Source organism: Mesorhizobium sp. ESP7-2, assembly GCF_020164715.1.
In the GTDB taxonomy this organism is placed as follows: Bacteria; Pseudomonadota; Alphaproteobacteria; order Rhizobiales; family Rhizobiaceae; genus Mesorhizobium.
Genome location: NZ_JAIUGQ010000010.1, coordinates 65643 through 87804, shown reverse-complemented (window position 1 = coordinate 87804; position 22162 = coordinate 65643). Strand labels below are relative to the sequence as shown.

The 22162-nt window shown below is 64.0% G+C and carries 23 protein-coding genes; 9 read left to right on the top strand and 14 right to left on the bottom strand.

Features of this window, described 5'->3' with window-relative positions:
* Positions 1-4: 4 nt before the first annotated feature.
* The 5 genes from LB543_RS12465 to LB543_RS12445 form a co-directional block, all read right to left on the bottom strand.
* Complete coding sequence (locus LB543_RS12465; RefSeq protein ID WP_224614304.1) at positions 5-412, bottom strand: Fur family transcriptional regulator; 408 nt, start codon at positions 410-412, stop codon at positions 5-7.
* Positions 399-1223, bottom strand: a complete 825-nt coding sequence (locus LB543_RS12460) for a metal ABC transporter permease (RefSeq protein ID WP_224614303.1) — start codon at positions 1221-1223, stop codon at positions 399-401. Before LB543_RS12460 ends, LB543_RS12465 begins: the two co-directional genes overlap by 14 nt.
* Positions 1207-2001 carry a metal ABC transporter ATP-binding protein gene (locus tag LB543_RS12455; RefSeq protein ID WP_224614302.1) on the bottom strand — a complete coding sequence of 265 codons (795 nt, stop codon included), beginning with the start codon at positions 1999-2001 and terminating at the stop codon, positions 1207-1209. Before LB543_RS12455 ends, LB543_RS12460 begins: the two co-directional genes overlap by 17 nt.
* A 10-nt stretch (positions 2002-2011) precedes the next feature.
* Positions 2012-2893 (bottom strand): metal ABC transporter solute-binding protein, Zn/Mn family, encoded by an 882-nt coding sequence (locus tag LB543_RS12450; RefSeq protein WP_140761542.1) that lies wholly within the window; start codon positions 2891-2893, stop codon positions 2012-2014.
* A 259-nt stretch (positions 2894-3152) separates the two neighbouring features.
* Entirely contained in the window at positions 3153-3968 is an 816-nt protein-coding gene (locus LB543_RS12445; protein ID WP_224614301.1) for a response regulator transcription factor, read from the bottom strand.
* A 113-nt stretch (positions 3969-4081) separates the two neighbouring features.
* Between LB543_RS12445 and LB543_RS12440 the strand changes: the two genes are divergently transcribed.
* From LB543_RS12440 to LB543_RS12415, 6 genes are all read left to right on the top strand, one after another.
* A complete protein-coding gene (locus LB543_RS12440; RefSeq protein ID WP_224614300.1) occupies positions 4082-5218 on the top strand; it encodes an ABC transporter ATP-binding protein in 1137 nt (378 codons plus the stop codon).
* A complete protein-coding gene (locus tag LB543_RS12435) occupies positions 5199-6362 on the top strand; it encodes a PotD/PotF family extracellular solute-binding protein (RefSeq protein WP_224614299.1) in 1164 nt (387 codons plus the stop codon). The genes LB543_RS12440 and LB543_RS12435 overlap by 20 nt, the downstream gene beginning before the upstream one ends.
* 63 nt (positions 6363-6425) lie before the next feature.
* Positions 6426-7289, top strand: coding sequence for an ABC transporter permease (locus LB543_RS12430; protein WP_224594821.1), 864 nt, complete (start codon positions 6426-6428; stop codon positions 7287-7289).
* Positions 7289-8101: an ABC transporter permease gene (locus tag LB543_RS12425; protein WP_127872863.1), complete on the top strand. Its 813-nt coding sequence runs from the start codon at positions 7289-7291 to the stop codon at positions 8099-8101. The genes LB543_RS12430 and LB543_RS12425 overlap by 1 nt, the downstream gene beginning before the upstream one ends.
* Positions 8102-8111: 10 nt before the next feature.
* Positions 8112-8873 carry an SDR family NAD(P)-dependent oxidoreductase gene (locus LB543_RS12420; protein ID WP_224614298.1) on the top strand — a complete coding sequence of 254 codons (762 nt, stop codon included), beginning with the start codon at positions 8112-8114 and terminating at the stop codon, positions 8871-8873.
* Positions 8874-9159: 286 nt separating this feature from the next.
* On the top strand, positions 9160-9945 hold the full coding sequence (locus tag LB543_RS12415; RefSeq protein WP_224614360.1) for a hypothetical protein: 786 nt from the start codon (positions 9160-9162) through the stop codon (positions 9943-9945).
* Between the two features lie 145 nt (positions 9946-10090).
* On the opposite strand, the gene LB543_RS12410 is transcribed toward LB543_RS12415, so the two are convergent.
* From LB543_RS12410 to LB543_RS12370, 9 genes are all read right to left on the bottom strand, one after another.
* A complete protein-coding gene (locus LB543_RS12410) occupies positions 10091-11599 on the bottom strand; it encodes an aldehyde dehydrogenase family protein (protein WP_224614359.1) in 1509 nt (502 codons plus the stop codon).
* Between the two features lie 20 nt (positions 11600-11619).
* Positions 11620-11964, bottom strand: a complete 345-nt coding sequence (locus LB543_RS12405) for a cupin domain-containing protein (protein WP_140811142.1) — start codon at positions 11962-11964, stop codon at positions 11620-11622.
* 22 nt (positions 11965-11986) lie between these two features.
* Positions 11987-12328: a cupin domain-containing protein gene (locus LB543_RS12400; protein ID WP_224614297.1), complete on the bottom strand. Its 342-nt coding sequence runs from the start codon at positions 12326-12328 to the stop codon at positions 11987-11989.
* A 28-nt stretch (positions 12329-12356) separates the two neighbouring features.
* Positions 12357-12707 (bottom strand): cupin domain-containing protein, encoded by a 351-nt coding sequence (locus tag LB543_RS12395; RefSeq protein ID WP_224614296.1) that lies wholly within the window; start codon positions 12705-12707, stop codon positions 12357-12359.
* Positions 12708-12939: 232 nt separating this feature from the next.
* Entirely contained in the window at positions 12940-14214 is a 1275-nt protein-coding gene (locus tag LB543_RS12390; protein WP_224614295.1) for a glycosyltransferase, read from the bottom strand.
* Positions 14215-14230: 16 nt separating this feature from the next.
* On the bottom strand, positions 14231-15304 hold the full coding sequence (locus LB543_RS12385; RefSeq protein ID WP_224614294.1) for an ABC transporter ATP-binding protein: 1074 nt from the start codon (positions 15302-15304) through the stop codon (positions 14231-14233).
* Entirely contained in the window at positions 15301-16095 is a 795-nt protein-coding gene (locus LB543_RS12380) for an ABC transporter permease (protein ID WP_224614293.1), read from the bottom strand. Before LB543_RS12380 ends, LB543_RS12385 begins: the two co-directional genes overlap by 4 nt.
* Complete coding sequence (locus tag LB543_RS12375; RefSeq protein ID WP_140761686.1) at positions 16088-16930, bottom strand: ABC transporter permease; 843 nt, start codon at positions 16928-16930, stop codon at positions 16088-16090. Before LB543_RS12375 ends, LB543_RS12380 begins: the two co-directional genes overlap by 8 nt.
* A 324-nt stretch (positions 16931-17254) precedes the next feature.
* Complete coding sequence (locus LB543_RS12370; protein ID WP_224614292.1) at positions 17255-18319, bottom strand: spermidine/putrescine ABC transporter substrate-binding protein; 1065 nt, start codon at positions 18317-18319, stop codon at positions 17255-17257.
* A 52-nt stretch (positions 18320-18371) separates the two neighbouring features.
* Here LB543_RS12370 and LB543_RS12365 point away from each other — a divergent pair, with 52 nt between their 5' ends.
* From LB543_RS12365 to LB543_RS12355, 3 genes are read left to right on the top strand one after another with little or no spacing between them, the layout of a single operon-like run.
* Positions 18372-19490: a GntR family transcriptional regulator gene (locus tag LB543_RS12365; protein WP_224614291.1), complete on the top strand. Its 1119-nt coding sequence runs from the start codon at positions 18372-18374 to the stop codon at positions 19488-19490.
* Between the two features lie 10 nt (positions 19491-19500).
* Positions 19501-20784 carry a nucleotide disphospho-sugar-binding domain-containing protein gene (locus tag LB543_RS12360; RefSeq protein ID WP_224614290.1) on the top strand — a complete coding sequence of 428 codons (1284 nt, stop codon included), beginning with the start codon at positions 19501-19503 and terminating at the stop codon, positions 20782-20784.
* A 5-nt stretch (positions 20785-20789) separates the two neighbouring features.
* Positions 20790-22160 carry a glutamine synthetase family protein gene (locus LB543_RS12355; protein WP_318012963.1) on the top strand — a complete coding sequence of 457 codons (1371 nt, stop codon included), beginning with the start codon at positions 20790-20792 and terminating at the stop codon, positions 22158-22160.
* The last annotated feature ends 2 nt before the right edge of the window (positions 22161-22162 follow it).

Sequence of the window (22162 nt, the reverse complement as noted above, 5' to 3'; positions counted from 1 at the left end):
CGCGCTATCCCCGCTTCCGTTCGAGCATGCAGTCGGCGCAGCGGCCGTTGACCTCTATGCTCGTCGTCTCGATGTCAAAGCGCTCGCGCGTGGCCCATTCGGCGAGCCGGCGATCAGTAATGTCGTCGCTGAATTCGGTGACCCGGCCGCATTGTTCACAGACTGCCAGGATCGTGGTTCTCGGACCATGGGCATGCTGACCGGCGCAGGGCACGAAAGCATTGAGGCTTTCGACCCTGTGAACCGCGCCATTCTCGATGAGCTTCTTGACCGCCCGGTAGACCTGTACCGGTGATTTGATGCCATGCGGCCTGATATCGCTCAGAATGTCGTAGGCGCTGACCGGCCTGCCGGCGCGTGAAATGGCCGCCAGCACCAGCTTCTGGTTCCGGGTGAGTTCAGGTTCTGCCATCGGCGACCGGGCGTCGGGCCATCGAACGTTGCGCGATGCCGCTGACCAGATAGGCTGATGTACCCAGCGCGGTGATCCAGAAACTCGTCGGCCAGTCGGTCAGGTAGGCAAGCGACAGGCTGATCCAGGCGATGGTGACGGCCAATGCCATCGAGACCGTTATGCCGGCGAGTACCCCTTGCGTCAGCCGAAGCGCGGTCGCCGCGGGAGCCACCATCAACGCGAAGACAAGCAGCACGCCGACGATTTGTACAGCTTCCGAAGTGGCGAAGGCGACGAGCACCATGAAAAGGGTCGAGACGAGGTTGAGGGGTACGCCCCTTGCCTCGGCGAGTTCCGGCTGCAGGCTGGCGAACAGAAGCGGCCGGGCGATCAGCACCAAAGCGACCAGGATCGCTACCGCCAGCGCCGCGAGCACGATGACGGTGCGCAGGCTGATACCGAGCACATTTCCGAACAGCACGTTGGTCGCCTGCGACGCGAAGGCGGTATAGAAATGCAGGAACAGAAGGCCGAGGCCGAGCGACAGCGTCAGCACGATGCCGATGGCGACGTCGCGATGCGCGCGCTCGCCAAGCAGCCCGATACCGATGCCGGCGACGACGGTGAACACGGTCAGGCCGAAGAACGGCGACAGACCGATGAGGCCGGCGCCGGTGGCGCCGGGGAAGCCGACATGAGCGAGCGCATGGCCGGCGAAGGTCTGGCCCCTGAGCACCAGGAAATAGCCAACCGCGCCGGCGACGATGCCGACCACCGTGCAGGCATAGAAGGCGTTGCGCATGAATTCATAGTCAAAGATCGTGGACATGCGCCTCGCCCTCCAGTTCTACATCGTCGGCCATCACGAAGATGCGGCCGGCGACCCGCACGACATTGATCGACGTGCCGTAGAGTTCCGACAGCACCGGCCCGCTGATGACCTCGTCGACACTGCCGATCGCGGCCTTGCCGTTGCCGAGGTAGAGCACGCGATCGACGGCGCGCAGCAGCGGGTTGATCTCGTGCGAGCAGAACAGCACGGCGATGCCGAGCCGCTCGCCGATCTCGTGCACGAGGTCGATGATCGTCCGCTGGTGCGCCGCGTCGAGGCTGATCAGCGGCTCGTCGAGCAGCAGGAGCTTGGGGTCACCGATCAGCGCCTGGGCGATCAGGATGCGCTGGCGCTCGCCGCCGGAGAGCTCTGCCAGCGGACGCCGGGCGAGGTCGCTCGCTCCGACGGCTTCGAGCGCTTTCCAGGCGGCTTCCTTCTCGGTGGCGGAAGCAACCGGCCAACCCCAGCGGTGGCCGCCGGCCGCGATGAGGACGAAATCCAGGCCGCTGATCCCCGTCTGGGTCAGGGCACGCCGCGCCTGCGGCATGTAGCCGATATCAGCGTTGCCGCGCGTCGGCGGTTTGCCGAGCACCGAAATGGCGCCGCCGGCCGGCTTGATGAGGCCGAGGATGGCGCGCAGCATCGTCGTCTTGCCGGCGCCATTGGCGCCGAGCAAGCCGACAAAGGCGCCTTGCGGAATCGAAAAGGAGACGTCGGACAAAACCCGGCGTCCCCCATAGGTCAGCGTGACCTTGGCGAACTCAATTGCATTCATTCGGTCACGTTCATTGTGTGCGGGCTGCGAGCGCCTTCTGGACCGCGTCGATCTGGCCGCCGAACCAGCTCTGGATCGTCTTGCCGGCGGGCTCCGTTTCGGTGACGCCGATAACGGTGACCTTGTTCTGCTTGGCGAGGTCGAGAAGCCGGGTCGTCGCCGGATCGGTCACCTGCGAATTGTAGAACAGGATCTTGGCCGAACCATCCTTCAGGCTGTTTTCGAATGCCGCGACCTGTGTCGCGCTTGGCTCGGCGTCGTTCATCACCGTGACCTGGAAATCATAGTTCAGCATCTTGAGGCCGAGCGCCTCGGCCATGTAGCCGAACACAGGCTCGGTGGCGGTCACCTCGGTGCCGGCATAGGCTTTCTTGACGGCTGCGATTTCCTTGTCGATGCCGTCGAGCGAGGCCTGGAATTGCTTGAGATTGGCCTCGTAGTGCGCCGCGTTGGCGGGATCGCGCTTCGACAGCTCGGCGGCGAGCGTCTTGGCGACCGCCGGCAGCGTCGTCGGGTTGTACCAGAGATGCGGGTTGTCGCCTGACTTCTTGCCGATCAGGTCGGCGGCGACGATGGCCGTGCGGTCCGGCTTGCTTGATGCGGCGAGCAGCTTGTCCATCCATGGGTCGTAGTCGGCGCCGTTATAGATGATGACCTTGGCATCGGCGATGGTGCGCGCCGTCGACGGGCTGGTCTCGAAGAGATGCGGATCGTCGTCGGGATTGGACAGGATGCTGGTGACGGCGACATGGCTGCCGCCGATCTGACGAGCAAGATCGCCATAGAAATTCTCGGCGGCAACGATGTTCAGCTTGTCTTCTGCCCGGGCAATGGTGCCGGTCAGCAGCGGCGCCGCAACCAGCAGCGCGGCCAGGAAGGGAAGGGAACGCATCCTTGGTCTCCTTTGGAAAGTCGGGGGCGGACTCAATACACCGCCATGCGTGTCACGTTGTGGCATATCCGTTACAGTATAACGTTTACGGTAGAAATCCGAGACGATCAATGGCACTTTCCGATGCAGCCATGTTTGGCGGACACAAAACCGTGACCTCGGTCAGCATGGCAAAGCCATTCGGGATTGGCCGAAGCGATCGATGTCTCCCGCCCATCGCCGAAGCATGCGGTCCGTCAGCACGGACGCATCCGACCCTTCAATTCCTTATCCGCGCGTCGATGATCTCGACGAAGCGGGCGAAGAGGCCGGCCTGCGACTTGATCTTGAGCTTGCGGTAGATGTTGCGGCGATGGACCTTCACGGTTCCCGGCACGATGCGCATCGCCCTGGCGATCGATTCCGTCGAATGGCCCTGCAGCACCAGGTCGACGACGTGCTTTTCGCGCGGCGTCAGCGACAGGCTTTTCCAGATATGGGCGCGGTCGAATTCGTTGACCGCGGCGATTTCCTCATCCTGCTTCGTCTCGGCCGGTTCGTCGGCTGGAAGGGCAGGCCAGCGCAATCGGATTAAGCTGATCACCGCCGGCGCCATGTCGCGCAGCAGCCTGGCATCGGCGGTGCCGAACGGGCCGGAAGCGCTGAGCCGCATCAGCGACAGCACCAGCGCGTCCTTGCCCGGCAGCGGCACGAAGAAGCCGACCTCCTCGGCCAGCCTGGTCTGGCTGTAGTAGGAGCGAAAATATTCGCTGGCGTAGAAACGATCAGGCGCGAGTTCCCGCATCCGCCAGAACCCTTCCTTGCGCTCGACCGCCGCGTGATGGAACGGGTCGAGCAAGTAAGGCCCTTCCTGGTAGAGCGCGACGAAGACGTGGCTTTCGGCGGGTGTGAAGGTCTCGAACAGCAGTGGCGGTCGTGAGGCGCCGCGATAGCCGAAGATCACGCAGTGGTCGAAGCCGACATGCTGCCGCAGCCAATCGACCATCGCTTGGCCGAAGAGGTCGCCGCTCGTTTCCCGCGTCGCCGCGACAAGGGTGGCGAGCCGGCTGTATTCGTCGCTACGGGATGCGCCCAATCCATACCCCCTTAAACGAGAAAATAGATCAGATATACCACCTGCGAGGTATATACTAGCCGCCATTGGCTCTGGTAGCGTCTTGAAATCGCATCGTCCTGGAGCCCGCAGCCTTGACCGCAGTGCCCGACATCGAATTTCGCGGCGTCACCAAGCGCTATGGCGCGGTGACCGCCGTCAGCAGCATCGACCTTGCCGTGCCGCCCTCAGCCTTCGTTGCCTTGCTTGGACCTTCCGGCTGCGGCAAGACGACCTGCCTGCGCATGATCGGCGGCTTCGAGCAGCCGAGCGAAGGCCAGGTGTTCATCCGCGGCCAGGACATGGCCGGCACGCCGCCCTACCGGCGGCCGGTCAACATGGTGTTCCAGCAATACGCGCTGTTTCCGCATCTCGACGTCGAAGCCAACGTTTCCTACGGGCTGCGCCAGGCAAGGCCACGGCTGTCGTCGCGCGAGATCGGCCGGCGGGCCGGCGAAGCGCTCGAAATGGTGCGGCTCGCCGGCTATGGCGACCGCAAGATCCACGAACTGTCCGGCGGCCAACAGCAGCGTGTGGCGCTGGCGCGGGCGCTGGTCAACAAGCCGGCGGTGTTGTTGCTCGACGAGCCGCTGGCGGCGCTCGACAAGAAGCTGCGCACCGACATGCAGATCGAGCTGCAGAACCTGCAGCGCGAGATCGGCATCACCTTCGTGCTGGTCACCCACGACCAGGAGGAAGCACTGTCGATGAGCGATTTCGTCTGCGTCATGAATGGCGGCCGCATCGTCCAGCTCGGCCAGCCGAGCGAAATCTATGACGAGCCGGCCGATCTGTTCGTGGCCGATTTCGTCGGCAAGACCAATCTGCTTGCCGGCAAGGTCGCGGGGCATACGGGCGAGCTGGTGGACGTGGCGCTGTCGGACGGCACCGTCATTGCGGCGCGCAAACGCACTGCCCTGCAGCAAGGCGAGGTCGTCTCGGTCAGCCTGCGTCCTGAATCACTCAGCCTTGGCGGTCCGACAAGCGGTCCGCTCAAGGGCGTCGTCCGCAATCGGATTTTCCTGGGATCGACGGCGGAATACGCGATCGAGGTCCAGGGCATCGGAACATTACTCGCCAAGGCCGACCATCTGATCGGCAACGGCAATCTCTTCAAGCCGGGTGAACCCGTCGCCATCGGCTATGCCTCCGGAACGCCGCTGGCGTTTCCGGAAACCAAGAACAACGGGACCAACCAGAGGGTAAACAAACATGTCGAAATCATATCGTGACGGACTGCCGATAACCCCCGAGAATTTCGTCGACCAGCTGATGCGCTTGAAGCGCGGATCGATCGGTCGTCGAGACTTCCTCGGCCTCACCGGCCTCGGTATCGCGACGGCGGTGATGGCGCGCGAGATCGGCATCATGCCGACGCCGGCCTTTGCCGCCGAGAACCTTGGCGACCGCATGTCGATCGCCACCTGGCCGAATTATCACGACCCGCTGACCTTCGAGAACTTCAAGAAGGACACCGGTGTCGCCGTCGAGGTCAACGTGTTCGGCTCCAATGAGGAGATGCTGGCCAAGCTGCAGGCCGGCGCCTCGGGTTGGAGCCTGTTCGTGCCGACCAATTATACGATCTCGACCTACAACAAGCTCGGCATCATCGAGCCGCTGGAAATGGCGAAGCTGCCGAATTTCGACGGCACCCAGGAAGATCCGCGCTTCACCTCCGAGGGCACGATCGACAAGGTGATCTACGCCGTGCCGAAGAACTGGGGCACGACAGGCTTTGCCGTCAACACCAAGAAGCTCAGCAAGCCGATGACGAGCTGGAAGGAGTTCTGGGATACCGCCATGGCCGAAGGCGATGGCCGCACCATGGTGCATGATTACCAGCTGACCACGATCGGCAACGCGCTGAAATATTATGGCTATTCGTTCAATTCGCTGAAGCAGGATGAGCTCGCCAAGGCTGAGGAATTGCTGCTGAAGGTCAAGCCGCATCTGTTCGCCGTCTCGTCCGACTACCAGCCGGGCATGCGCGCGGGCGACGCCTGGATGACCATGTGCTGGACCAATGACGGCGCGCAGCTGCATCGCGACATCCCCGAGATCGCCTATGTGCTGGGCAAGGAAGGCGGCGAGATCTGGACCGATTTTTATGCCATCCCGAAGGACGCGCCGAACAAGCCCGCCGGCTATGCCTTGCTCAACTATCTGATGAACCCGCAGGTCGCGGTGAAGGAGCACCTCGCCAACGGCGCGCCTTCGACCGATGCGCGCGTCAACAAGCTGCTGCCCAAGGAAGTGCTCGACAATCCAATCCTCTACCCGGCGGCGGACCTGTTGACGCCACTCGAATTCGGCGCGGCGGCGACGCTGACCGATCCCGGCCGCCCCGAACTGATGGCGCGCTTCAAATCGGCTTGAGACTGGCCTGGACTAAGACAATCGACCGGCGGGCCCATGTCCGCCGGTACCGGGGCGGATTCGATGCACGGCAACAGATTTCGGCGTAATTTCCTGACCGCCTTGCTGCTCGCTCCGGCGACAGTATGGCTGGTGGTGTTCCTGGTGCTGCCGTTCATCGCCATTGCCGTGTTCAGCGTCGGCGAGCGGGCGCCCGAGGGCGGCTACCAGGCGGCCTTCACGCTGGCGCAATACGCCAATCTTCCGGCGCGGGCGACCGCGTTCTGGAACACGATGGTGCTGGCGCCGGTGGGTGCGCTCGCCTGCCTGCTCGTCGCCTATCCGGTCGCTTATTACCTTGCCTTGCGGGCGCCGCAGCGCTGGCGGCTGATCCTGCTCGCGCTGGTCGTCATTCCGTTCTGGACCAGCCTTCTGATGCGCACCTACGCCTGGATGTACATTCTGGGCGGACGCGGCATACCGGCGCTTCTCGCCTTTGTCGGCATCGAGGATGTCAGGCTGATCAACACGCCGGGCGCCGTCCTGCTCGGCATCGTCTACGGCTATTTGCCGCTGATGATCCTGCCGATCTATGTCAGCCTCGAGCGGCTCGACCGAAGGCTGCTGGAAGCCTCCGCCGATCTCGGTGCGACGCCATTGTCAACCTTTCTGGGCGTGACCTTGAAACTGTCGCTGCCGGGCGTGATGACCGGCTTCTCGCTGGTCATGATCCTGCTGCTTGGCGAATATTTGATCCCGACGCTGCTTGGCGGCGGCAAGGTATTCTTCATCGGCAATGCGCTGGTGGATCTGTTCCTGCAGTCGCGCAACTGGCCGTTCGGCTCGGCCATCGCAATCACGCTGGTGCTGGTCTCGGTGGTGGTGCTGATTGTCGCCAACCGCATTTCGAACCGGGTCGCGGGCGCCCGCCGGGTGGACCTGATCTGATGCGCGCCTTCGTCATCGCCGTCTTCGCGTTTCTCTATTTGCCGATCGTGCTGGTCGTGCTGTTCTCCTTCAATGCCGGCCACCATGCCAGCGAGTTCACCGGCTTCTCGGTGCAATGGTACGGCAAGGCGCTGTCCAACCCGTTCCTGGTCGAGGCGCTGAAGAACAGCCTGTTCATTGCCACCACCAGCGCCTTGCTGGCGGCGGTGTTCGGCACCGCGGCGGCCCTTGGCCTGGCGCGTGTCGGCATCAGAACGCGCGCCGTATTCGACGGGTTGCTCGGTGCGGCGATCGTCGTTCCCGGCGTCGTCATCGGCATCTCGACGCTGGTCGCGCTGGTCCAGCTGTTCGCCGTCGTCAATCCGTTCCTCGCCTCGATCTGGCCCGGTGACCAGCCGCCGCGCCTGTCGCTCGGCTACGGTTCGATCATCGCCGCGCATGGCCTGTTCTCGATGGCGCTGGTGACGATGATCGTCGGCACGCGGCTGGGCAGCCTCGATCGCAATCTCGTCGAGGCTTCGAGCGACCTCTACGCCACGCCGCTGACGACGTTCCGCTCGATCGTCCTGCCGCAGATCATGCCGGCGGTGGTCGCCGGCTTCCTGCTCGCCTTCACCTTCTCTTTCGACGACTTCATCGTTGCCTTCTTCGTCGCCGGCGCGCAGACGACGCTGCCGATCTATGTCTTTGCCTCCATCCGGCGCGGCGTGACGCCGGAGATCAACGCCATCGCGACGATCGTGCTCGTTGCTTCCGTCCTGCTCGTGGTGCTTGCCCAATGGCAGCTGCGCCAGCGCAAGCCATCAAACTGAAAGCCGCTCCATGATCCTCAAAGACCGCATCGCCGTGGTGACAGGCGCCGGCTCCGGCATCGGACGTGCCGGCGCCATGATCATGGGTCGGGAAGGCGCGATGGTCGTCATCGCCGACCGGGATGCGGCCGCCGGCGAGGCAACAGCTTCAGAGATCCGGGCATTGGGCGGCCTGGCCGAGGCCATCGCCACCGATGTCGGAGAGGACGCGGCTGTCGAGCAACTCATTACCGGCACGCTCGAGAAGCATGGGCGCATCGACATCCTGCACAATCATGCCGGCATCCAGGTCGGCGGCACGCTGACCGAGGTCGAGACTGCCGGCATGGATGCCTCCTGGCGGGTCAATGTGCGGGCGCAATTCCTGGCGGCGAGGATCGTCATGCCGTCTATGATCGCGCAAGGCGGCGGCGTCATCCTCAACACGGCTTCAAATTCGGGTGTGTTCTATGACCGCGAAATGATCGCCTATGCGACGTCCAAACATGCCGTGGTGGCGATGACCAGGCAGATGTCGCTCGACTATGCCCGGCACAATGTGCGCGTCAACGCACTCTGCCCCGGCTGGGTCGACACGCCGTTCAACGAGCCGTTCATCGCCCAGATGGGCGGACGCGAGGCGATCGAAACCTATGTCCGCACCAAGATCCCGATGGGGCGCTGGGCCGTGGCCGAAGAGATCGCCGAGGCGATCCTGTTCCTGGTCTCGGACCGATCGTCCTTCATGACCGGCCAGGCGTTGGTGATCGACGGCGGCGAAAGTATCGGCTGAGACCGCCGCTTTCATCTATCGACCTTTCCATTTCAGCCCCTTTTTTTGCTGCGGTTTGCGTGGCGCCGGACGGCACAGGACCATGGTCTGGTTGGCATGGGACTTCAGTGCCATGGCAGGGCCAAGGCGGTGATTTCCTTTTCTTTTCAAGTGGATACGAGTTTTAGGCGGCGCCCGCTCTCGCATTGCGACCGAGTTTGTCTAAAGTTTACCGGGTATAATTAGCGATTTCTCATACCCAGATGGTTCAGCGGTGGGCGAGAACGCGATTCCCGAGGAGATTACCATGACAAACCGGAAAACACTGTTCGCGGCGCTGGCCGCATTGGCGCTTCTGGCGTCTCCGGCGCTCGCCGGCAATGGGCACGGCAATGGCGGCGGTAATGGCAATGGCGGGGGCAACGGCAATAGCGGAACTCACGGGAATGGTGGCGGCAACAGCGGCGCTTCGCACGGCAAGTCGTCGGCGGCGCCGGGACATGCGGCCAAGACGGAAACGGACACGGCAACCGACACCACGGTCGATACGACCACAACGGTCTCGTCCGTATCGAAGGAGAAGAACATCCACGCCAAACTCGGCCGGCTGAACTCGCTGCGGCGCAACATCAACGCTTATATGAACTCCAAGAGCAAGAAGTTCGCCGCCGTTCAGGCATTCGTGACACAATCGGCGACGGCCAAAAATGCGCAGGCAGCTGCTGCCGCGGCCGCCGCCACTGCCGCCGCCGCCCAGGCCCAGCTGGATGCACTGAATTCGCAGCTGGCCGCGCTGGCGTCGCTGTCGCAGGCCGAGATCGACGCCCTGCCACCCGAACAGCAACCGGCGGCGCTGCAGGCTGACATCACCGCCCAGCAGGCGGTGGTCGACGCCGATAATGCGACGGCTAAGCAGGCGGCGGACGCTGCAACCGCGGCGGCGGTCGGTACCGACCCGGCAGCGCTCGACGCGGCGCTGACGGACATGGCCAACAAGCCTGTCGACGCCGAGGTCACGGCCTGGGCCCAAGGCGTCCTTGCCGACAAGATAGACCAGACGGCGGCCAAGCTTCAGGCGGGAACGACGCCGTAGCGGCTTGTCACTGAAAAGGCGGTAGCCAGTCAAGGAAGATGCCGCTGGGGTTCACCCGGCGGCATTGTTTTTCCTGTCCTCGCGCCTTGATCGATGTGATAGAGGCGTAGGGGAACAGGCGCGCGGCGCTGCCGCGCGCCATTCTTCACACATGTTTGCGGCCGCCGGTCTCGCGGAACCAGCTGTCGGGATAGGGGTACCACCAGTCCTGGATGGCCGGTCGGTGGTCGATGATCACCATCTTGGACCGGCGGAAGGCATCGAGCCCCTGGCGGCCCAGTTCGCGGCCGAGGCCTGACGCCTTCCAGCCGCCGAACGGCAGGGCGTCATTGTCGATCAGCGGATTGTTGACCCAGACCATGCCGGCCTCGAGCCGTTCGGCCGCCTCATGCGCTTCGGCAAGATTCGTCGTGAACACCGAGGCACCAAGCCCGAACGGGCTGTCATTGGCGAGCTGGATCGCCTCGTCGAAATCCTTCACGCGGCAGATCGCGGCGACCGGGCCGAAACACTCCTCGCGCACGATCGCCATGTCGGGGTTTACGCCGGTCAGGATGGTCGGCTCGTAGAACCATCCAGTGTCGTGCGCCGGCGGGATGCGGCCGCCAGTGACGGCCTTGGCACCATTGGCAATGGCATCGTCGACAAGGCGCATGACCTTGGCGCGAGCCGCCTCGCTGACCAGCGGGCCGATCTCGGTCTTGTCCATGCCGTTGCCGATGCGCAGAGCGCGCGTCCTTTCGGCAAACAATTCGACGAAGCGGTCATGCACGGCATCGACGACGAAGAAGCGCTCGGCCGAGGTGCAAACCTGGCCGGTGAGGTGGAAGGCGGCGGTGACGCTGCCGGCAGCCGCGACCTCCAGCGGGGCGTGCTCGCTGATGATCAGCGGATCGCTGCCGCCGGCCTCGATGACGCAAGGCTTCATGCGTTCGGCGCAGGCGACCGCAACCGCCTTGCCGGCGGCGACCGAGCCGGTGAAGGCAACCGCGTGCGTGCGCTCGGAGGCGATCAGCGCCTGCGCGGTGGCCGCGCCGCCGGGCAGGCAGGAGACCACGCCTTCCGGCAGCGCGCGGAAGACGGTCATGTACTCCAGCGTCGACAGCGTCGTCGCTTCGGCCGGCTTGACGATGCAGGCATTGCCGGCGGCGAGCGAGGCAGCGACGGTCCAGCACATCAGCAGGATCGGGAAATTGTAGGGCATGATATGGACGGAGACGCCGTAGGGCTCGTAGCGCGCATACTGGAACGAACCGGCCTGCGTCGTGCCGGCGACTTTGCCGGCATCGTCGCGCGCCATCTCGGCATAGTAGCGGAAGATCGGCGCGCAATTGGCGATCTCGCCGATGGCTTCGGGATAGGGCTTGCCCATCTCGCGCACCATCAGTTCGGCGCAGCGCGTGAGGTCCGCCGCCTCGATGGCATTGGCGACGGCGTGCAGATGTTTTGCCCGGCTCTTGGCATCGAGCTTTTTCCAGGCAAGCTGCGCCTTGGTCGCGGCAGTGAGCACGGCGTCGATCTCGCCGTCGCTGGCCGCCGCAATCGCGCCGACGGTTTCCAGCGTCGCCGGATCGATGACCGGCCTGTTCGCACCGGTCATCGGGCGGTTGTCCGGGTTGACGAAGAACGTCGGCCGGTCAGGGGAGAAATGCATGGACATCCTCTCAGATCCGCTCAGCGGATCATGTAGACCTTCTTGATGGTCTCATGGACCGTGCAGACGCCTTTCCAGTCCTGCGGAAAGAAGGCCGCCGTGTCCGGCTCGATCTCGATGACCTCGCCGGATTCATGCACATAGGTGCAGCGGCCTTCGAGGAAGTGGCAGAACTCGTCGCGGGTGACGTGGCAGTGCCACTTGCCCGGGGTGCAGACCCAGAGGCCGCATTCGGAACGTCCTTCCGGCCCCTTGTAGAGCAGCTTGCCCGACGTATGGGACTCACCCTCGATCATCGTCGGGATGACGCCCCAGTCGACGAGGTCCGTGACGGCAAGCGGCGATTGCATGATCGGCGTAGTCATTTGGATTTCCCTGGTAAAGTGCTCACCGGCACATGAAGGCCTTGGTCAGCGTTTGCGTGATGATGGAGATGCCGGTCCAGCCGGCGGGGAAGAAGACGAGCGTGCCGGCTCCAACCGGAATGTCTTCGCCATCGTCCCTGACATAACTGCCGCGCCCCGACAGGAAATGACAGAACTCGTCGGCGGCAAAGGTCACCTTGCGGGTGCCCGGCGTGCACGACCACAGCCCGAACTCGCTCGATCCGTCAGGATTTTTCGAGAGGATCTTGCCTGAGGCCCGCGGCGCGCCGGCGAGCGTGTTGGCGCCCGCGCCCCAATCCTCCAGCTCCATGGTCGAGGCATCAGGCCAATGCGGTGTCGACATATCTTGCTCCCATGCGGCTGATTCTTGCTCAGGCCAGCATGTAGACGTTGCGCATGGTCTCATGCACGGTGCATTCGCCCGTCCAGTCGGCGTGAAACATGACCACGCTTCCCCTGGAGACTTCTATCACCTCGCCGACATCCGACCGGTAGGTCGCACGGCCGGCGACGAAGTGGCACAGTTCGTCGCGCGGGATCGAGAGCCGCCAGCGGCCCGGCGAGCAGACCCAGATGCCGGCTTCCGGCTGATTGTTGGGACCTTTGTGCACGAGCTTGCCGGTGGAGTGGGAGGTGCCGGACAGGGCGTCAGGTTGAGTGCCCCAGTCGACGAGATCGGTGCGGGTCGAGGCTTGGCGGAGGTGCGGGGCGGAGGAGGTCATGAGCAGGCTCCCGCGCGATGGTCAGCATTGATATGCCGAGCCCAGGCACCCCCCTCTGGCCTTCCGGCCATCTCCCCCGCAAGGGGGGAGATCGGACGTCGTATCGGCCTTCGCCAATCACCAAGATGGTAAAGAGTGAGCCGGCTGCGAAGCTGCCAATCTCCCCCCTTGCGGGGGAGATGTCCGGCAGGACAGAGAGGGGTGCCTGGGCTCGGCATGTCATACATCGCGCTCACAGCAACCCCTCCAACAAACCCGCCGCCTTCTCAGGCCCATTCTGCGCCTGCATCTGTGCCGACGTCTTCGCCAGCCTCGCCTTCATCTTGGCATCGGTCAGGCAGGCTTCGATCTTGGCAACGAGCTCGGCATCCGTCCAATCATAGCGCGGCATGCCGAAGCCGTGGCCGGTTTCCTCGACGCGGGTGGCGTTGTCGTGGCCGTCCCAGACATAGGGCATGATGATGGCCGGCTTGCCGAAATAGAGGCACTCGGTGAACGAGTTGTTGCCGCCATGGTGGATGACCGCATCGACCTGCGGGATCACGGAAGGCTGCGGGAACCAGCCGTCGACGATGACGTTGCCGGGCACGTCGGTGTACTGATCCTTGTAGGCGCCGACATTGACCAGCGCGCGGTAGCGGGTCTTGCCCAGCGTCGCGATGATGCGCTTCAGCAACTCGACATCGCCAGCGCCGAGGCTGCCAAAGGAAACATAGAGCAGCGGACCGTCATTATTCTGAGTGAAGGTTGGGACGGTGTAGGGCTTTTCCTGCCGCACGCAGCCTTCGAGGTACTGGAATTTCGCCGGGTCGAGCGGGTGGGTGCGCCTGAACTTCGCCGCCTCGGGATAGAGTAGCAGATTCAAATACGGCGAGGGCTCGAAGAACTGGCCGATCGGATAGGCTGCCTCATCGTTGGTGGTGAGGAACGCATTGAAGTCGTCATGGATCGGCTTGATCACCGCGTTGAAATGGTCGCGGTAGCGCCGGTGTCCGGCGTGGTCGTTTTCGCCGCAACCGGAGAGATGCGGCGGGATGCCCTCGTCCTCGATCTCGTTTTCCGAGCAGGAGATGACGCGCACCCAGGGCTTGCCGAACTGCTTGATCGCCGGGAACAGGATGACGTTGTCGACACAGATCACATCCGGCTTTGTGGCGGAAAGCACGCGTGGCAGATCCTTCTGCGCCCATTTGGCGCTGTCGACGATCGCCGTCCAGCAGTCCTTCACGTAATTGTCGACCTGGTCGTAGGGCGATTTGCGGAAGTTCGGGATGTGGCCGTTGATGAAATCCTCCCAGAACTTGGCCATCTGCTCGGGTGGCATCGGTTCGGAGAGGTTCACCGGATGCGCCTCGAAGCCATAGCCCTTGTAGACGCCGATAAAACCGGGGTCGGACAGGAACACCGCTTTGTGCCCGCGCGCCTCGACGGCTTGCGCGATGCCGACGGAATTCAACGCTGGGCCGTAGGCGGCTTCGGGAAAAAACGCGATCGTCTTCTGCGCCATCAGGCTGTTCCTCCAATCATTCTGCGAAAATTCTGACATCGGCGGCGTCCCAGCCGAGTTCGACCTCATCGCCCGACGAGACCGGCCGGCGGTCTGCGGCGTCGGCGGTTACACGCACTAGGAACGGCTTTGGCGACAGCGGCGTTCGGACATGCAGCTGCAGGTCGAGCCCCTGATAGGCCAGTGCCTCGACCGTGCCAGTGGTGCGGTTGGCGGCTTGCGCCTCTGGGAACAGCCGGACGCGTTCGGGCCGCACCGACGCCACTGCCGATGCTCCCGGCGTGAGCGCGGTGGGAACCTTGCCGGCGATGTGCGCGCCATTCACAGCCACGACGCCCTCGGATGACGCCCTGCCCGGGACAAAATTCATCACCCCGATGAAGTCGGCGACGAAACGGTCAGCGGGATGTTCGTAGACCGCATGCGGCGTGTCGCATTGCAGCAGCTTGCCATCCCTGAGCACCGCCATGCGGTCGGCCATGACCAGCGATTCCTCCTGGTCATGGGTGACGATGACGAAGGTGATGCCGACCTCGTGCTGCAGGCGTTTCAGTTCCAGCTGCATGGCGCCGCGCAGTTTCTTGTCGAGCGCGCCGAGCGGCTCGTCGAGCAGCAGCAGGCGGGGGCGCTTGACCAGCGCGCGGGCGAGTGCCACGCGCTGCTTCTGGCCGCCCGACAACTGCTCCGGCTTGCGGTCGGCGAAGGGGACGAGTTCCGTGGTCGCCAGGATGGCATCGACGCGCGCGCGGATCTCGGCCGAGGGCAAGCGCTCCATCTCCAGCCCATAGGAGACATTGGCCCGGACGCTCATATGTGGAAACAGCGCGTAGGACTGGAACATCAGATTGACCGGCCGCTTGTTGGGCGGCGTGCGGGCTATGTCCTTGCCGTCGAGCAGGATGCGCCCGTCGCTCGGCGTCTCGAAACCGGCCAGCATGCGCAACAGCGTGGACTTGCCGCAACCCGAGGGGCCGAGCAGCGCGAAGAACTCGTTTTCCCTGATGTCGAGCGAGATGCCGTCGACGGCGGTGACCCGGCCGAAATTCTTCGACACATGATCTATGGCCAGCAGCGTGCGCGGTTCGCTCATTGGCCGATCATTCCCCGGTTGAGCCGCTGGGACAGGGTCAGAGCGGCGATCGAGACCGTCATGACGATGGTTGCCAGCGCATTGATCTCCGGAGTGATGCCGAAGCGGATCATGGCGTAGATCTGCATCGGCAGCGTCGTCGAGGCACGGCCGGCGCCCGATGTGAAGAAGGCGATGATGAACTCGTCGACCGAAAGCGTGAAGGCGAGTAGCGCGCCGGCGATGACAGCCGGCAGGATCACCGGCAGTGTCACCCGCCGGAAGGTGGTGAACGGGGAGGCGCCGAGGTCGGTGGAGGCCTCGACGATCGACCAGTCGAAGCTTTTCAGCCGCGCACGCACCACCGAGCAGACGAAGGCAAGGTTGAACACGACATGGGCGAGGATGATGGTGTGCAGGCCCATGGTGAGGTTGAGCATCGAAAAGAACGACAAGAGCGCGATCGCCAGCACGATGTCGGGAATGATCATCGGCGCGAAGATCAGCGCTTCGAGTCCCTTGCCATATTGCCGGCGCATCTCGATGCCGATCGCCAACAAGGTGCCGAGCAAGGTCGCGATGGCAGTCGAGACCAGCGCCACGATCAGCGTGTTGAGCGCGGCGGAGAGGATGGCGGAATTGCCGGCCAGCGAGACGTACCATTTCAAGGAAAAGCCGGACCATGCCGTCGGCAATCCGCCTTCGTTGAAGGACAGCGCCACAAGCACCGCGATCGGGATGTAGAGGAAGGCGAAGACGAGGCTCAACACGAGCCAAAGCGTGCGCCGCGTGGCTGGCGAGCGTTCAGCCATTCGCGTTGCCCTCGGCTTCTTCCACATGGCCAGAGGCGCGATTGGCGGCGAGCGCCTGCGCCATCAGTACCAACAACATGATGGCGATCAGCGCCATCGCCAGGGCCGCGCCGAACGGCCAGTCATTGGCGGTCAGGAACTGGTCGTAGACGAGATTGCCGATCATCTGGAAACGGCCGCCGCCGAGCAGCGCCGGGGTGACGAAATTGCCGATCGACAGCACGAAGACGAAGACGGCGCCGGCGGCGATGCCGGGCACGGTCAGCGGCAGAATGACACGACGAAACGTCGTCATGGCCGACGCGCCAAGATCGCGCGAGGCTTCGGCGAGTTCCGGATTGAGCCGCGACAAAGGTGCGTAGCAGGCGAGGATGACGAAGGGCAAATAGTTGTAGACCAGGCCGGCGATGACGGCGCCTTCGGTGTAGAGCATCGAGGGCGGCTCACCGGTATAGCCGAACCAGCGCAGGAGCTGGGTGACAAGCCCTTCGCGGTTGAGCAGCACGATCCAGGCGTAGGTGCGGATCAGATAGTTGGACCAGAACGGCAGCACGGCGAAGAACAGGAACACCGGCTGCCAGCGGCGCGGGGCGGCCGCGATCGCATAGGCGGCGGCATAGCCGATCACCACCGCGATCAGCGTGGCGGTGCCGGCAATGCGCGCCGAGTTGAGGAAGATGCCGGCATAGAGCGGGTCGAAGACCAGCCCGAAATTCTCCAGCGTGAAGGTGTAGTCGATGCCGCCATAGATGCCGCGCCGGAAAAAAGCGAGCGCCAGCACCAGCGCGCACGGCACCACCATCAGCGCGGTCAACCAGACCAGCGCCGGGGCCATCAGCAGGGTGGAGCGGGAGGGTCGCGTCATGCCGCAATCCCGTTGCTGGCCCGCAAGAACCCCCTCACCCGGATTGCCAACCGAATTGCGAAGAGCAATTCGGGGCAATGCGACCTCTCCCCGAGGGGAGAGGAGGTCACCAGCGCTGGCGCCAGCCTCTTCTCCCCGCCGGGGAGAAGGTGGCCGCGCAGCGGCCGGATGAGCGGGCGCTGCGCTGGCGATTGGCGAAAGGCCGCAAGCCGGTGGATCTCCTCATCACAGGGGGAGACAGACGGCAGGCCAGAGGGGGGCGTGAAGGAACGCAAGCTCTAATTCCAGAAGTGCCTACTGCGCGGCCTTGATCTCGCTGACGATCTTGGAATAGTCGCGCTGGGCTTCGCCGACGTCACGCAACTGCTCGAACTTGACGAGGTCGGCCACCGGCATCGCCATGTTGGGGAATTTCGCCAGGAAGTCGGTCGGCAGGCTTTCCATGGCCGGCTTGTTCGGCACCTTGTAGTCGATGTTCTGGGCCGCCCAGGCGTGGTTCTTGGCGTCGAGCATGAAGTTGATGAACTGGAAGGCTGCATCCTTATGCTCGGATGCCTTCATCACCACCATCGTGTCGACCCAGAGATCCGAACCTTCCTTGGGAATGACGTATTTGATCTCGGGCTTGTCGGCGATGCCGTAATTGCACCAGCCGTCCCAGGCCTGCACCATCAGCGCTTCGCCCGAGACCAGCTTCGAATAGAAGGTGGTGTCGTCATAGGCGAGCAGGGTTTTCTTGGCCGAGATCAAGAGGTCCTTGACCTCAGCCATCTTGGCGGGGTCGGTCTCGTTGACGGAGAACCCCTTGTCGAGCTGGCCGGCGGCGAGCAGCCAGCGGTCGGTCGCCAGCATAGTGGTCTTGCCCTTCAGCTCGTCCGACGGCGCCAGCAGGTCGCTCCAGCTTGTCGGCGCGGTCTTGACCAGATCCGAGCGGTAGCAGAGGCCGGTCGTGCCCCAGGTATAAGGCACGGAGAAAGTGTTGCCGACATCATGCGGCAGCTTGGTCGCTTCCGGGTAGAGGTTGGCGAGGTTGGGGATCTTGGCATGGTCCATCGGCTCGGTCAGGCCGAGCTTGTTCAGCACCTCGGCGAAGGGCGAGGAGACGAAGACCACGTCATAGCCCTTGCCGCCGGCGGCAATCAGCTTGCCCATGATCTCTTCATTGGTGGCGTGCACCACGACTTCGCCGGAGACGCCCGTCGCCGTCTTGAAGGCGGCCATGGCATCGGGCGCCATGTAGCCGTCCCAATTGGAGATGACGAGGTCGGCGGCGTCAGCCTGCGCGGACAGCGCCAAGGCAAGGCCGAGAGCGATTGAAGGCATTCTCAGCGCATGGCGCCGCAGGCTGGTTGCACTCATGGCGGACTCCCATTCCGGTTGGTTCGTCGAATTCGTTCTGGACCCGCGCGACATGCGCCGCCGCATCGATCCCGTTCCCTCGGTCTTTTTATCGCCGATTGTGCCGACAGTACTATTGCAGAAAAAAGTACGTCAATCCATAATTTGTCAACCGGCCGAGGAATCTGGCCGATTGCGCTGGAAAGGCCGATCGGTCAAACCAGTGCTGTCACGTCCGTTCACGAGCACAGTCATGCAAACCGCAGCCCGACGACCCCGCACCAATCATCTCGATCTGGCCCAGCGCATCCTGGATGTAGCGCGCCAGCGCGGCTTCGCGCCCGGCACACGCCTGCCGGAGCAGCAGATCGCCTCGCTATGCAGCGTCTCACGCACTCCGGTACGGGCGGCGCTCAGCCTGCTCGCGGAACAGGGTGTCGTGCGCTGGGAGGCCGACACCGGTTATGTCATGGCGATCGACCTCGCCGCGCAGCCGGCGATATCAGCCGAATTGCCCGCCGCCGAGGAAGACGAGCTTGCCGAAGCCATCCTGCGCGACCGGTCGGCTCGGCGCCTGGACCAGACGGTGACCGTCGCCGGGTTGATGCGACGGTACCGTGCCGAGAGAAAGACGGTATTAAAATCGCTTAATAAACTGACGGAAGAAAACCTTCTCGATCGGGCGCCGGGGCAATCCTGGCTATTCCGCCGCGCACCGGACGATCCGGAGGTGCAAGGCGAAAGCTACGAGTTCCGGCTTTTGCTGGAGCCGGCGGCCATCCTGACACCTGGCTTCCAGCTGGATGGGGCGCGCGCCGCGATGTTGCGCCAGGGCATGGAGGCGCTGTCGGCGCTGCCCGACGCCGCGTTCGATACGCGCGAGTTCCAGCGGCTCGACATCGATTTCCACGGCATGATCGCCGAGGGCTGCGTCAACCGCTTCGTCGCCGACGCGCTGGCCGATCATCTCAGGCTGCGGCGGCTTCCCGGCATCTATGCCGGCGTCAACGTCTTCCGGCTGAAGCAATCGTTGCGCGAGCACCTGAACATACTCGACCATCTCGAAAGCCGGCAGTATGAGGTTGCTGCCGATCTGCTTCGCATTCACCTGCGGCTCTCCCGCAGCCAGCGACCGCAGGCGGCCAGCCGCGGCGCCCCCGCGCTGTTCGGCATGATCAGCCGGCCCGAATGAAGAGGATTAATTGACGCGTAAAGCGAGCCCGACCATCGCGCTGTTTCCCGAAGCCAGTTTCGGGGCAGCGTTGAATTGCGTCGGCATCGCACAGGCGCTGCGCGCGAAGGGCGCGCGGCCGGTGTTCATCTGCCATGCCGGGTTTTCCGGCGTCTTTGCCGACTACGGTTTCCAGGAATATCAGTTGCCGACCGAGGAGCCGCTGAGCGACAGCGAGCGCCAGAGCTACTGGCAGGCCTTCATGCGCCGGCATCTGCCGCATTTCAGGCTGAGCCCGATCGATCAGCTAGAAACCTATGTCGCGCCGACCTGGCAGGCAATCGTCGACACGGCGGTCAATGCCGAGGCGCCGCTGCGCCAATTGCTGGCGCGGCTGAAGCCCGATGCCGTGGTGCTCGACAACGTCATCATGTTCCCGGCGATAGCAGCGGCCGGATGCCCGTGGGTGCGCGTCGTCTCCTGCGCCGAGACGGAGCTGCCTGATGCCGAAGTGCCGCCCTATCTGTCCGGGCTTGCCGCCGATGATCCGCAACGCGGGGCGTTCGAAGCCCGCTATCTCGCGGCTTCGGCTCCGGCGCATGACCGCTTCAACCGTTTTCGTGTGGATTGCGGCCTGGCGCCATTGCCGAAAGGCCTGTTCCTCGAAGCCTCGCCCGACCTCAATCTGCTCTTGACGCCGACGATCGTGCGCCGCGAGCGCGCCGAACCGCTCGACCCCGATCGCTTCGTCTATCTCGAAGGTTGCGTGCGCTCGGAAGGGCCGTTCGAGGTGCCGGTTTTTCCACGCAATGGCGGGCCGCTGGTCTATGTCAGCTTCGGCAGTCTCGGCGCCATGGATGTCGGCCTGATCGAGCGCATGCTTGCCGTCTTCGACCGGCTGCCGGCCCGCTTCATCGTCAATGTCGGTGGCCTGCGCGATGCCTACCGCGCGGTGCCCGACAATGTCTATCTCGACGCCTGGTTTCCGCAGCCCTCCGTGGTGGCGAAGTCGGACCTGTTCATCCACCACGGCGGCAACAACAGCTTTTGCGAGGCGCTGCGCTTCGGCGTGCCGTCGCTGATCATGCCCTATTGCTGGGACGGACACGACAATGCGCAACGCGCCGGAGAGACCGGCGTAGGCGACCATATCGGCCGTGACGGCTGGACCGAAGGAGGATTGGAGAGAGCCATTCTCGGCCTGCTGGCCGATGACGCCATGCGCGCCCGCCTCAGGGACAATGCAGCCGAGATGGCGCTGAAACCCGGAACGGACGTGGCCGCGCAAGCCATTCTCTCCCTGATACGGACATGAACGAAATGCTCGACAAGAACACGAATACCGCAATCGCCGACCCCAAGGCCTGGCTCACGCAGCACGGCATCACTGAAGTCGAATGCCTGGTGCCCGACATGAACGGCGTGCTGCGCGGCAAGGCGCTGCCGACCGCCAAATTCCTCAAGGCGCTGGAAGACCGCGCGCTCTATCTGCCGAGCAGCGCCTTCCTGGTCAGCATCGACGGCCGCTATTCCGGGTCTATCGACGAGGGTTTTGCCTATTCGGACCCCGACATGCGCATGCTGCCCGATGTCTCGACGCTGTGCCTGGCGCGGGGTGCGGGGGCAGGCAAGGCTTATGTCTTTGCCGACGCGTTCCACATGGACGGCAGGCCATGGATGGCCTCGCCGCGCCATGTGCTGCGCGCCGTGCTCGATCTCTATCGCCAGCGCGGCTGGCGCGCGGTGGTGGCGCCGGAGCTTGAATTCTATCTCACCGCGCCCAACTCGGATCCGGACAGACCGCTGACCGCACCGGTCGGCGTCAATGGCCGCACTGAAACCGTGCAGCATCCCTATGACATGGCCGCGCTGGAAGAATTCGAGCCGGTGATCCGCCGCGTCTACGAACATGCCGCCGCCGCCGGCCTGCCACTCGACACGCTGATCCATGAATCGGGCACCGCGCAGCTGGAAATCAACCTGCTGCATGGCGACGCGCTGCCGCTGGCCGACCAGGTGCTTTTGTTCAAGCGGTTTACGCGGCAGGCCGCGCAGCAATGCGGCATGCATGCGACCTTCATGGCCAAACCGATCGCGGCCCAGGCCGGCAGCTCGATGCATCTGCACATGTCCGTCGTCGACGAAGCCGGCAACGCGCTTTTCGCCAGCAGCGACGACGCCGACACCGGGATGTTCGGCCATTTCATCGGCGGCCTGCAGAAGTATATTCCCGAAATCATGCCGCTGTTCGCGCCCAACGTGAACTCGTTCCGCCGCATCCGGCCCAACCACAGCGCGCCGGCCAACATCGAGTGGTCGCATGACAACCGCTCCTGCGGCCTGCGCGTACCGGCCGGCGGACGCGCGGCAAGGCGGGTCGAGAACCGGTTGCCGGGCGCCGATTGCAATCCCTATCTGGCGATCGCCGGCTCGCTGCTTGCCGGCTATCTCGGCGTCGAGCAGAAGCTGGCGCGCTCGGACGAAGCGTCGGGCAATGCCTACAAGATCAAGAGCACGCTGCCGAAGACCATGGAGGAAGCGCTCGACCGCTTCACCGCCTGCGGCCCGGTGCGGGAATTGCTGGGCGAGGATTTCTTCCAGACCTATCTGCGCGTCAAGAGCGTCGAGCTCGACCTGTTCCAGAGCGTGGTGACGAGCTGGGAACGCGACCATCTGCTCTTGAAGGTGTGATC